The following is a 12,456-nucleotide window of genomic DNA, read 5'->3' as shown; positions in this document are numbered from 1 at the left end:
AGAAGAAATTCAATGAAAGAATTCAAATATACAATCGACGGAAAAGAATACAATGTTTCCATCAATGAAGTTGATGAAAATTATGTAGCTTCTGTATCAGTCAATGGCGAAGATTATCAGGTGCAGTTAGAGAAACCTGAAGAGCCAGAAAAGAAAAAACCGGTATTGGGTCAGCCTGTTGCTGAAGAGAGTGGAGATACAACTCCTGCAGCAAACATCAATGCTAATAACGCTATCAAAGCTCCATTACCTGGTACCATCACTAGTATCAATGTTGAAGTGGGCCAGGAAGTAAAGGCTGGTGATACAGTAGTTATTCTCGAAGCTATGAAAATGGCCAATAATATCGAAGCAGAAAAAGACGGTAAGGTTACAGCTATCTGCGTAAAAGTAGGTCAGGCCGTCCTCGAAGAAGATCCACTGGTTGTTATCGAATAATAACCAAAAATCAAAATATTTCATAAAGGAATGAAGTCAAAAACTTCATTCCTTTTTTTATTCATTCAACATCAAAAAAAAAGAGCCAATCGTTAAATAACGACCGACTCTAACTTCTGCTCTCGACAATTTATATTTCTTTTAAAGCTTGTTTCCTTCTTTTGGGAATATTACAGTTGGCTTAAAGGTCTTAGCCTCTTCAAAATCCATAATTGCATAAGCTATGATAATAACAGTATCACCAACCTGAACCTTACGTGCAGCAGCTCCATTCAAACAAATAGCACCAGAACCACGCTCACCCTTTATAATATAAGTCTCTAGACGCTCACCATTATTATTATCAACAATCTGAACTTTCTCGCCAGCAATCAATCCTGCAGCATCCATCAAATCTTCATCGATGGTAATGCTTCCCATGTAATTCAAGTTAGCTTCAGTAACCGTCGCACAATGCAGTTTTGATTTTAACACTTCGATTTGCATGACTAGTCTTTATTTTTATATGTAATATGATCGATTAAACGAATTGGTGTTTTACCACAGTATACTGTGATACAACCAGCGATATATGGAGCATCCCAACTTTCTACATCTGTAAGCATATTACCATCGACTATAGAAAAGTATTCAACCTCCAAACCTTCAACAGCATTAATATCAGCTACTACTTTATCATGAGTTTCCTGTACAGTATGACTCTTAGCATACTCAACACTTGCTACAAGCGTTGCATATATTTTAGGAGCTATAGCACGCTCATCATCTGTTAATAACGTATTTCTACTACTTTTTGCTAATCCGTTAGTTTCACGAACAGTTGGACATTCAACTATCTCCACATCAGAATTAATGTACTTTACCAACTGCTTGATAACAGCAATCTGCTGCCAATCTTTTTCTCCAAAATAAGCTCTATCTGGCTTAACTATATAAAAAAGGCGACTAACCACTTGGCATACGCCATTAAAATGCCCAGGACGACGAGCACCTTCCATAACAGTTGTAACAGGAGGAAACTCAAAGTGACGCTGATCAGGAGTAGGATACATCTCCTCGACTGTTGGTGCGAACACAATATCTGCGCCACAAGATTCAACCAATGCACAATCAGCATCAAGTGTACGTGGATAACGCTCCAAATCACCTTTATCATTAAATTGAGTAGGATTCAGGAAAACAGACACCACTGTTATATCATTATCCTCAACGCTCTTTTTGATAAGTGAAGCATGTCCCTCATGAAGGGCACCCATTGTAGGGACAAATCCTACCATCTTCTTACCTTCGCGGCGAACATCAAAAAGTTCGTTCTGGAGGTCAACAATTCTATTGAATACTTTCATTTCGCAAAATAAGTTTTCTCAATCGGTTTGCAAAATAACAACTTTTTTCTTAAATAAGAAAGAAATATTATAAAAATATGCCAAAAATGGTCACAATTATCGGTTTTAATAGATTTTATGACAAAAAAAGAACTTTTTTTTGTACCTTTGCAACACTATAAAAGTTATAAAATGGCAAAGAAAGTATTATTCATTAACCAGGAAATTACTCCGTACGTACCAGAGACAGAAATGTCTATATTAGGTAGAGACCTACCACAGAAGACACAAGAAGCAGGATTTGAGATCCGCACATTCATGCCTAAGTGGGGTACAATTAATGAACGTAGGGGCCAATTACACGAAGTAATTCGCCTTTCAGGAATGAATCTTATTATCGATGAAACGGACCACCCACTAATCATTAAGGTGGCTTCAATACCTACCTCAAGATTGCAGATTTACTTCATCGACAACGATGACTATTTCCAAAAGCGACAAATGAGTGCAAATGAAAGTGGCGATGACTATGCAGACAATGGTGAACGAGCTATTTTCTATGCTCGTGGCGTATTGGAAACTGTTAAGAAATTACGTTGGACACCTGATATTATCGTATGTCAAGGATGGATTAGTGCAGTTGTTCCTTTTTACATTAAGAAAGCTTTCAATGAAGAACCTTCATTTGCAAATGCTAAAGTTATCACTTCATTCCACGAAAATCAGCTGAAGAGTGATCTTGGCGAAGACTTTACTAAATTAGTTGATTTCAAAGAAGCACAGAGCAGTTTACTCGAAGGTTATGCAAAACCGTTTGATTTTATGGAATTAGGTAAACTAGCTATCGACTATAGTGATGGCATCATTGAAGCTGGTAAAGACGTTAATCCAGAACTTTTGGCATATGCCAAGGAGAAAAACATTCCTGTAATGAGCAATCCTGGCGATGACTATGCTCAGTCTTATGCTGACTTCTTTAATAAGATAGCCGGTGAATAAAAAATATATATATTATTCATTTATAATATCACATGAATTTTAAATCTTTGGCAACTATTGCTGCCGTTGCTTTTGCATTTACAGCATGCGACGACACAACCGACACTATTGGCGGAAGCCTTACTGATGATATGGATAACATCATTGTATCTACAGATACATTTGGTGTAATTTCTGATTCTTATGTACCAGATTCTGTGTTGGCAAATAATACGACTGGCTATCTGGGACGAGTGAAAGACCCAGAAACGATGAGTTACATTACAGGTAACTATATGACGCAGTTGCATGTTCTTGAGGACGAAGCATACTTTGTTGACTCTACCTACATGCTCAATGACTCTGTAAGAGTTACACGCAAAATCAATAGAGATACTGATGGTTCCGTTATCGTGGATTCTACAAGCGTTCTCGTCTACTATAATAGTTTTTACGGCGATAGCTTAACCAATATGAAAGCATCTATCTATCCGATGGACAAGCCGATGGAAGAAGGTGTGAATTATTATACCACTTTTAATCCTAAAACTGCAGGCTATGTAAATGAAAAGGCTATTAGCTCTCGCGTGTATACTGCTGCAGACTTTAATAGAACTAACGGATTAGGTGATTTAACTGGTTATCAACACTTTACAAGATTTTGGCTAAACGATAACTATACTAAAGATGGTGTCACTTACAAGAACTATGGTGACTATATCGCAAAAATGTATAATAAAGAGCCGAAGAATTTTAAAAATAGTTACAAATTTAATCACTACGTATCTCCAGGTCTATATTTCGAGCATACTGCAGGTACAGGAAACATGCTATACATTTATAATGCTCGTTTAACAATGTTCTATGATACTACTGTAAAATACGATACCATTTCAGGTGTAAAACAGGGAAATTCTAGTACTGTTAAATATGTTTCGTACGATTTCCTCGATGGAACCTCAGAGGTATTGCAGCATACAAGCATAGCTAACAATAAAGAGCTAATGACACAAATGGCAGCAGATCAGAGCTGTACTTATATCAAGACTCCCGCTGGACTGTTTACTACTGTAACATTGCCTATCGAGGAAATTATGCGCAATCATGAAAATGATTCAATTAGTAGTGCGAAAATGGTAATAAGACGTATCAATAATCAAACTTCAGAGAAGTACGAATTACCAATCCCTACTACACTGATGATTATTCCTGTAGACAGTATGAAATCATTCTTTGAAAATAGAGATATTATTAATTATCGCACATCCTACTATACAACTTATACTTCAACTTCTACAAGTACAGTGTCTAATGCTTACAACTTCAATAACATTTCAGGCATTGTAACTAGCATGTGGAAGGCAAAACAGAATGGTACAAATAGTGAGAACTGGAATAAAGCCATCATCGTACCTATTACGATTTCTACGACGACAAATAGTTCTACAACAACTATTTCTAAGGTAACAAATGATATGTCGTTAGGAAGTACCAAATTAGTTAGAGGTACAAGTTTTGATAAAAATGAATCTCCAATAACAATCAGTGTTATTTATAGTAGATTCGATAAAGAATAAATCTATATGGCTGATAATTATCTAGAGCGTCATCGCGAAGATTATGAAAAAAGGAAAGCGGCTTGGCTTCGACGTAAACAAAGATTACCCAAGACAAATTCTAGAAATATCGAAAAGCCTGATGATGAAAGTCTATAAGAACTTTAAAAGGCATCCTTTAAAAATAAAGGATGCCTTTTAAAGTTCTTATAGACTTGGTATTTATTAGCCCACAATACTAAAACGTGCGAATTTCAAAAGAAGTTGCTTAGTACCGGCATTCTTAAATTCTACTGTAGCTTTGGTGTTTTCTCCAGTTCCCTCTAATTTTTGAACGACACCGATACCAAAACGCTGATGTTCTATAATACTACCTACAGACAGATTACCAGCATTAGTACTAACCATAGATGACGAAACTGTACTCGCGGCAGCAGAAGAAGGCACTACCCTTCTCAAATTCTGATTCGAATGCGATTGAGTTAAATGAACTTCTTTTGGCTTAGACTGATTATAAATACTTGAATAACGACTTGTATGACCACTATAACGGGCAGTATAATCTGTATCAACAGAGCTATCCATTCCGCCCCTTTCACTTTCCACATTCAGCAAAGCTGGGTCAATATCACGAAGGAATCGGCTTGGAGTGTCATATTCCATCTTACCATAACGCCAACGATTTCTAGCGCAAGTAAGAATACAGTGTTTTTCTGCACGCGTAATAGCAACATAAAGCAATCTACGCTCCTCTTCCAATTCCCGTGCCGAACTAGCAGCCATAGGACTTGGAAAGATATTCTCCTCTAATCCGACTATAAAGACTGTAGAGAACTCAAGACCTTTTGCACTATGAATAGTCATCAGTGAGACTCTACTCTGCTCGTCTTCACCATTACTATCACTATCCAAATCTGACATCAAAGCAACATCTTGGAGAAAATCGGAAAGAAATATTTCATCTTCTCTTCCCTCTTCTCGTCTACCTTCGACAAAATCTTGCATACCACTCAGGAACTCTTCTAAATTTTCCTGTCGAGACAAGGCTTCAGGTTCACGTGAAGAATAAATATCAGCAGTGATGCCACTAACTTTAATAATTTCCTGTCCCAACTCAAATGCATCTACTTTTGGCATTTTTTCCATGAAAGAAGTAATCAGAGCTCTAAAAACATCCAATTTATTAAGAGTTCCCTTGTTTACATTCAGGCCAAAATGAGTAGGTGAACAGATAACATCCCAAAAACTTACTCCATATTTACGTGCCGCCTCTGCAATTTTTGCCAAAGTGGTATTGCCGATTCCACGAGACGGATAATTAATAATACGTTTAAAAGCCTCCTCGTCATTCGGATTAGCAATCAAACGAAAATAAGCAATGATATCCTTAATTTCTTTACGTTGATAAAAACTCAACCCTCCAAAAATACGATATGGAATATCCTGTTTACGCATTTCCTCCTCAAAACTTCTACTCTGAGAATTAGTACGATATAAAATAGCAAAATCACAATACTGTGCATGATCTGCCGCCATAATACGCTTGATATCTTTGCAGACAATCATTGCTTCTTCTTTATCACTGTAAGCAGGCTTCAACGTCAACTTCTCACCTTCGGCATTTGTACTGAATACATCTTTCGGTATCTGACGTTCATTTTTTTTCATCAAACTGTTAGCAGCAGACACAATATGTTGAGTACTACGATAATTCTGTTCTAATTTAAAAAGTTGTGCATTAGCATACAACTTACTAAACTTAAGAATATTATCAATATTCGCACCACGGAAACCATAAATACTTTGATAATCGTCGCCTACTACACAAACATGTGGATTTTCTTTAGTTAACTGCAATATGATACACTGTTGTGCATAGTTGGTATCCTGATACTCGTCCACCAAAATGAATCTAAAATGATCTGCATACTTTCGGCGTATATCTTCATGTTCTCTGAAAAGAATATATGTCAAAACTAACAAATCATCAAAATCCATTGCATTTGCGTTTTGGCACCGTTGCTGATAAGTCGTATATATCTGACTAATAGCAGGTTGACGAGTATCAATATCACGACTAATCAACTCTCTATCCAGCGCATAATCAGCTGGCATTATCAAATGGTTTTTAGCCATTGAAATCTTACTATGTACACCAGCAGGTTTATAAATTTTATCATCCAACTGCAGCTCTTTGATAATCGTCTTAATCAAAGAACGAGAATCAGCTTCATCATAAATAGTAAAATTAGGATTATAACCAATATGAGCAGCTTCACGACGAAGGATACGGGCAAAAATGGAATGAAAAGTACCCATATTGAGATAACGGGCACGATCAGCACCAACAAGACTTCCTATACGCGATTGCATTTCCTTAGCAGCTTTATTAGTAAAGGTAAGAGCCAAAATATCCCAAGGCTCATATCCTTTCATTAACAAATATGCAATTTTATAGGTCAGCACACGTGTCTTACCAGAACCAGCTCCAGCTATAACTAATGATGCTCCATCAAGATATTCGACAGCAGCCCGCTGAGAATCATTCAGCTGACTTAACAATTCTTTTTCTTCCATTTTATTATTCTATCAAGTTTTCCAGACTAGCTACTTATCATGCTATTATTTACCACGATAAGCACCGCCCACAACAGTTTTGGGATCAACATCTTCACCCTCTTCTGGAAAAACAGGTATAAACTTCATTTCTCGTTCAATACGTCTTTTGCGTTTGCGCATATATGCACTAGGATTAGACGAGTCAAATCGACGCGGGTTAGGCAGAGTTGCAGCAATAAGTGCACATTCTCCCCTAAACAAATCCTTAGCATTCTTATGGAAATGATATTCAGCAATAGCATCTACACCATAAATACCATCACCCATCTCTATACTATTAAGATACACCTCCATTATACGTTGCTTACTCCATAGAGTTTCAATAAGAAAAGTAAAATACACTTCGAAGCCTTTACGAACCCAACTACGACCCGGCCAAAGGAACACATTCTTAGCCGTTTGCTGACTAATTGTACTTCCACCATGGATTTTACTTCCTCCACGCAAATTGTGCTTAGCAGCATTCTGGATAGCACCAAAATCAAAACCATGATGAAGTAAAAATCTTTGATCTTCACTAGCCATTACTGCCACTGGCATGTGCTCTGAGATTTTATCCATAGACACCCAGTGATGATGCATGGTAAGACTCTTACCATCAGCTAATTGTTCACCACAACGAATAAACATTAAAGGTGTAAAATATACAGGTAAAAACCTATATATCACTACAGCAAGAATGGTGGTACTGAAAAACAGTGCCACCATCCATCTTAAAATTACAAATATTTTTTTTTTCATCATTCAAGCGTACCATTTTCTGCACTCTTTACCATTTTATCGCTGGCGTACAGATAAACCTCAACTCGACGGTTTTCAGGAGCTACAGTAGCATTAACGATTGGGTTAGCACTAGCGTAACCTGCAACATTCTTAAACTGACTGCTAGAAACACCCTGAGAGACCAAGTATGAAGAAACGGCCTTAGCACGCTTATCACTCAAAGGTAGATTAATAGCATCACCACCTGTTGCATCTGTATAACCTTGAATATCTACAGCCAACATTGGATCATTTTTCAATGTTGAAGCAAATTTAGCCAAATCATTTTTTGCTGCAGACTTAAGAGTAGACTTACCCAAATCAAATTGTAAACCACTATCGAAAGTAACCTTAATAGCTTTCAAACCATTCGCATCAGTAACTTCCTCAACCTTAGCATTAGAAACCTGCTGAGCAATTTCAGCCTTTTTCTTGTCCATGTGAGCACCAATACGATTACCAGCCAAACCACCAACAGCAGCACCGATAGCAGCACCTACAACAGCACCTGTTCCATGATGACTATTATTAGCCAAACCACCAATTAAACCACCTAAAACTGCACCAGCACCAGCACCAATACCAGTACCTGTTCCCTGGCTTGTACCACAGCTTGAAACTGTTAACAAAGCAGCCAATGCGACTACTGTAATCTTCATCTTTCTCATAATCTCTAATCTTTTTATAAACGAATTATTTGCAAAGATAATTGTTTTTTCACTAAGTAATTCAGTTTATCAACATTTTTTTGTACTTTTGCGAGCAAAATAAAATATAAACATTAGTATAATGGCAAAAGAATTAAAAGAACTTACCAAACGTTCTGACAATTATAGTCAGTGGTATAACGATTTGGTGACCAAGGCAGACTTGGTAGAACAGGCTCCTGTCAGAGGATGTATGATTATCAAACCTTATGGTTTTGCTATCTGGGAGAAAATGAAAGAGCAATTGGACAAAATGTTCAAAACTAAAGGTGTACAGAACGCCTATTTCCCTCTCCTTATCCCTAAAAGCTTTCTTTCTCGCGAGGCAGAGCACGTTAAAGGCTTTGCAAAGGAATGTGCCGTTGTTACTCACTATCGTCTGAAATCTTCAGAAGACGGTAATAGCGTTGAGGTAGACTCTGAGGCTAAGTTAGAAGAAGAACTTATTATCCGCCCTACTTCTGAGACTATTATCTGGAATACATATAAAAATTGGATTCACAGTTGGCGAGATCTGCCTATTAAGTGCAATCAATGGTGCAACGTTATGCGCTGGGAAATGCGTACCCGTCCTTTCCTTCGTACTTCAGAGTTTTTATGGCAGGAAGGTCACACTGCTCATGCAACTCGCGAAGAGGCTGAAAAGATGGCACAGGATATGCTTCATGTATATGCAGATTTTGCAGAAAAATATATGGCTGTACCAGTTATTCAGGGCGTAAAAAGTGAGACAGAACGTTTTGCAGGTGCTCTCGACACTTACACTATTGAGGCTATGATGCAGGACGGTAAAGCTCTCCAGAGTGGTACTTCTCACTTCTTAGGACAGAACTTTGCTAAGAGTTTCGATGTTACATATCTTACCAAAGAGAATAAACCTGAATATGTTTGGGCTACTTCATGGGGTGTTTCTACTCGTTTGATGGGTGCACTTATCATGACTCACTCTGATGATAATGGCTTAGTACTTCCTCCAAAATTAGCTCCAGTGCAAGTAGTTATCATTCCTATATATAAGAATGACGAACAACATGAACAGCTGAACCAAAAACTACAGCCTGTTATCGATCAATTAACAGAACTTGGTGTTTCTGTAAAATATGACGATGCTGACAATAAGCGTCCTGGATTCAAATATGCAGATTATGAGTTGAAGGGTGTACCTGTTCGTCTTGTTATGGGTGGTCGTGACCTCGAAAACAACACTATTGAGGTAATGCGTCGTGATACTCTCGAGAAAGAAAACGTTACTTTTGATGGTATCGTAGAACGTATCAAAAATTTGCTTGATGATATCCAGCAGAATATCTACGACCGTGCTGTGAAATATCGTGATTCTAAGATTTACGAATGCGATGATTACGAAGAATTTAAAGAGCGTATTAAGGATGGTGGTTTCTTCCTTTGCCACTGGGATGGTACAGCAGAAACTGAAGCTAAAATCAAAGAAGACACACAGGCTACTATCCGTTGCGTGCCTTTCGCTTACGAACAAACTCCTGGTGTCGACATGGTTACAGGTAAGCCTTCTAAGTATCGCGTAATTATTGCGAAAAGCTATTAATTTAGTCACACATAATATATGGGGGCAGTTCTTGATAACTTGCCCCTATTTTTTTTATTTTAACAATATGGAATTATTAACTGTACAATATATCATTGTTGCCATAATTGTCTTAAGTGCATGGATTTATGCCATTTATCGTATCATTCAAACCATAAAGCATTCCAAAGACAAATGTTATGGCTGCGCTGGCTGCACACTTCACGACGAAATTCTAAAAAAACAAAGACAACAAAGTAGCTCACGACCACGCTGTTACAGAAAAGCATCAGCTTTTTCACAAAAAAATCAATAAAAAAGCAAACAAAAGTTTGGCTATATCAAAAAAAATCCATACCTTTGCACTCGCAATTAAGAAATGGTGCTTCACCGTAATAATGGTGCCTTGGCCGATCGGTTAGGTAACGGTCTGCAAAACCGTGTAGAGCAGTTCGACTCTGCTAGGCACCTCTTAATTATAATAGGAAGAAAATATTTTTATTTTCTTCCTATTTTATTTTTCGACCTTCCAAACCGCTCATACTTGCAATTCCAAATATTCTAAAAAAATATACAATCTAAACAATTAAAAGTTTGGTGGTATCATTTTTTTTTCATACCTTTGCACTCGCAATCAAGAAATGGTGCTTCACCGTGATAACGGTGCCTTGGCCGATCGGTTAGGTAACGGTCTGCAAAACCGTGTAGAGCAGTTCGACTCTGCTAGGCACCTCATTAAAAAGGAATCTTTCTTTTAGAAAGGTTTCTTTTTTTTATTCTCTATCCCCTCATTCATTACCTATCGATTCCAATTAGAGACTTAATAAAGATATCATTTATCCTTAAATACCAAACTACGAAAATCTCTAAAAAAAACTGTAAAAAAGATTATCAACTCGCTTAAAAAGACATTTGATATTCTACAAAAAAACATATAATTGAACCATTTTACTTCACAGCCAGCCATTAAAAGCTTCCAAAAGCATTTTTTGGAGAAAACAATCTTACTCTTATGGATGTATTTATTAAACAGCCGATAGGAATGAGTATTAAGTGATTAGTGACATACCTTTAAAAAAACAACATTCAATCGCTTATAATCAGCAATTGAATGTTACTTCTGTGACAATAAAAAGTTTTAGCGGATAGCCCTAAAAGATAATGAACACAAAAAAGGGATCGGGCAACCAATTAGCCCGATCCCTTTTTTTTACACTATCATGTTGAAAATATATTAGCCAAAATTATCATACATGATACTCTCCGGCTCTACACCAATACTATCCAAATAATCAGTTACAGTCTTAATCAGCATTGGAGGTCCACAGAGATAGTATTCACAATCTTCAGGTGCTTCATGATCCTTCAAATAAGTATCACGTACACAGTTAACAGCAAAACCAGCATAATACTTCACACCAGCTTCATCAGCCTTAGGGTCAGGACGATCGAGACTCAAATGCAAGTGGAAATTAGGAAATTCTTTCTCCAGCTCCCAGAAGTCTTCCATAAAGAAAGCCTCGCTCAAACTACGAGCACCATAGAAGAAATGCATTTCGCGATCAGTACAGTGCAATGTTTTTGTCATATGCATAATCTGAGCACGTAAAGGAGCCATACCAGCACCACCACCAATCCAAATCATCTCCTTTCCACTAGTGAAATTAGGATGGAAGTCACCATAAGGCCCACTCATCATTACTTTATCACCAGGCTTCAAAGAGAAGATATATGAAGAACCAATACCTGTTGGTACATCCTGGAAACCGACCTGAGGACGTGGTAAAAATGGAGTACTTGCAATACGAACTGTCAAAGTAATAATATCACCCTCAGCAGGATAGTTAGCCATAGAGTAAGCACGAACTGTATCTTCTGGGTTATGAGCCTTCAGAGAGAGTATATTAAAATTCTTCCATGCACCAATATACTCCTCACCAATAAGTTCTTTATCAAAATCCTTATCATAGTCAATACAGTCATAAGCAGGAATCTTAATCTGTGCATAAGAACCCGGGATGAAGTCCATGTGTTCACCTGGAGGTAAAGCCACCTTAAACTCTTTGATAAAGCTTGATACATTCTTATTACTGATAACAGTACACTCCCATTCTTTTACATTAAGGATAGCATCACTAACCTTAATTGAAAGATCATTTTTCACCTTGGTTTGGCATCCTAAACGCCAATGATCCTTGATTTCCTTACGAGTAAAGTGACCTTTTTCTGTATCTAAAATTTCACCACCGCCTTCAAGCACCTGACAGCGACACTGACCACAACTACCCTTACCACCACAGGCAGAAGAAAGATGTATGCCATTTTCATTTAACGTAGAAAGCAGAGTACTACCCTGTTCTACTTCCAACTTCTGATCACCATTGATTGTGATAGTAACCTTACCACTTGGACTAAGATATTTCTTAGCAACAAGCAGAATAACCACCAAAAGCAAAATGATGATCAAGAAGACTGCTATACTTAGTATTATAAATTGTCCCATAATTATTATCTTCTTGTAAGCATGT

At 37.4% G+C, this 12,456-nt stretch carries 12 protein-coding genes and 2 tRNA genes; 8 read left to right on the top strand and 6 right to left on the bottom strand.

Annotated features, from left to right (window positions below; all coding sequences use genetic code 11):
• Positions 1-12 precede the first annotated feature (12 nt).
• The gene (locus L6471_RS08135) at positions 13-438 is read left to right on the top strand and encodes a biotin/lipoyl-containing protein (protein ID WP_237797666.1); all 426 of its coding nucleotides are present in this window, start codon (positions 13-15) and stop codon (positions 436-438) included.
• Between the two features lie 141 nt (positions 439-579).
• On the opposite strand, the gene panD is transcribed toward L6471_RS08135, so the two are convergent.
• A complete protein-coding gene (panD, locus tag L6471_RS08130) occupies positions 580-924 on the bottom strand; it encodes an aspartate 1-decarboxylase (protein ID WP_006282296.1) in 345 nt (114 codons plus the stop codon).
• A gap of 2 nt (positions 925-926) precedes the next feature.
• Complete coding sequence (gene panC / locus L6471_RS08125) at positions 927-1,784, bottom strand: pantoate--beta-alanine ligase (protein ID WP_237797665.1); 858 nt, start codon at positions 1,782-1,784, stop codon at positions 927-929.
• A 171-nt stretch (positions 1,785-1,955) separates the two neighbouring features.
• Here panC and L6471_RS08120 point away from each other — a divergent pair, with 171 nt between their 5' ends.
• From L6471_RS08120 to L6471_RS08110, 3 genes are read left to right on the top strand one after another with little or no spacing between them, the layout of a single operon-like run.
• Positions 1,956-2,762, top strand: a complete 807-nt coding sequence (locus L6471_RS08120) for a glycogen/starch synthase (RefSeq protein ID WP_027453722.1) — start codon at positions 1,956-1,958, stop codon at positions 2,760-2,762.
• A 32-nt stretch (positions 2,763-2,794) separates the two neighbouring features.
• Entirely contained in the window at positions 2,795-4,318 is a 1,524-nt protein-coding gene (locus L6471_RS08115; protein ID WP_006282299.1) for a DUF4270 domain-containing protein, read from the top strand.
• Positions 4,319-4,324: 6 nt separating this feature from the next.
• Positions 4,325-4,456, top strand: coding sequence for a hypothetical protein (locus L6471_RS08110; RefSeq protein ID WP_006282300.1), 132 nt, complete (start codon positions 4,325-4,327; stop codon positions 4,454-4,456).
• Positions 4,457-4,522: 66 nt separating this feature from the next.
• Here the strand turns inward: L6471_RS08110 and L6471_RS08105 are convergent, their stop codons facing one another.
• From L6471_RS08105 to L6471_RS08095, 3 genes are read right to left on the bottom strand one after another with little or no spacing between them, the layout of a single operon-like run.
• The gene (locus tag L6471_RS08105) at positions 4,523-6,874 is read right to left on the bottom strand and encodes an ATP-dependent helicase (RefSeq protein ID WP_237797664.1); all 2,352 of its coding nucleotides are present in this window, start codon (positions 6,872-6,874) and stop codon (positions 4,523-4,525) included.
• Between the two features lie 45 nt (positions 6,875-6,919).
• Positions 6,920-7,660 (bottom strand): monofunctional biosynthetic peptidoglycan transglycosylase, encoded by a 741-nt coding sequence (mtgA, locus tag L6471_RS08100; RefSeq protein ID WP_404830165.1) that lies wholly within the window; start codon positions 7,658-7,660, stop codon positions 6,920-6,922.
• Positions 7,657-8,346, bottom strand: a complete 690-nt coding sequence (locus L6471_RS08095; protein WP_006282303.1) for an OmpA family protein — start codon at positions 8,344-8,346, stop codon at positions 7,657-7,659. The genes mtgA and L6471_RS08095 overlap by 4 nt, the downstream gene beginning before the upstream one ends.
• A 121-nt stretch (positions 8,347-8,467) precedes the next feature.
• On the opposite strand from L6471_RS08095, the gene proS reads away from it, so the two are divergent.
• The 4 genes from proS (at position 8,468) to L6471_RS08075 (ending at position 10,661) form a co-directional block, all read left to right on the top strand.
• The gene (proS, locus tag L6471_RS08090) at positions 8,468-9,949 is read left to right on the top strand and encodes a proline--tRNA ligase (RefSeq protein ID WP_006282304.1); all 1,482 of its coding nucleotides are present in this window, start codon (positions 8,468-8,470) and stop codon (positions 9,947-9,949) included.
• Positions 9,950-10,016: 67 nt separating this feature from the next.
• Entirely contained in the window at positions 10,017-10,244 is a 228-nt protein-coding gene (locus L6471_RS08085) for a FeoB-associated Cys-rich membrane protein (RefSeq protein ID WP_074614311.1), read from the top strand.
• An 84-nt stretch (positions 10,245-10,328) separates the two neighbouring features.
• A tRNA-Cys gene (locus tag L6471_RS08080) sits at positions 10,329-10,399 on the top strand.
• A gap of 191 nt (positions 10,400-10,590) precedes the next feature.
• Positions 10,591-10,661 (top strand) — tRNA-Cys (locus L6471_RS08075).
• A gap of 501 nt (positions 10,662-11,162) precedes the next feature.
• On the opposite strand, the gene nqrF is transcribed toward L6471_RS08075, so the two are convergent.
• Positions 11,163-12,431, bottom strand: coding sequence for an NADH:ubiquinone reductase (Na(+)-transporting) subunit F (gene nqrF / locus L6471_RS08070; protein ID WP_006282305.1), 1,269 nt, complete (start codon positions 12,429-12,431; stop codon positions 11,163-11,165).
• Positions 12,432-12,456: the final 25 nt, after the last annotated feature.

The organism is Segatella bryantii, assembly GCF_022024215.1.
Taxonomy (GTDB): Bacteria; Bacteroidota; Bacteroidia; order Bacteroidales; family Bacteroidaceae; genus Prevotella; species Prevotella bryantii.
This window is presented reverse-complemented; position numbering and strand designations above follow the sequence as displayed.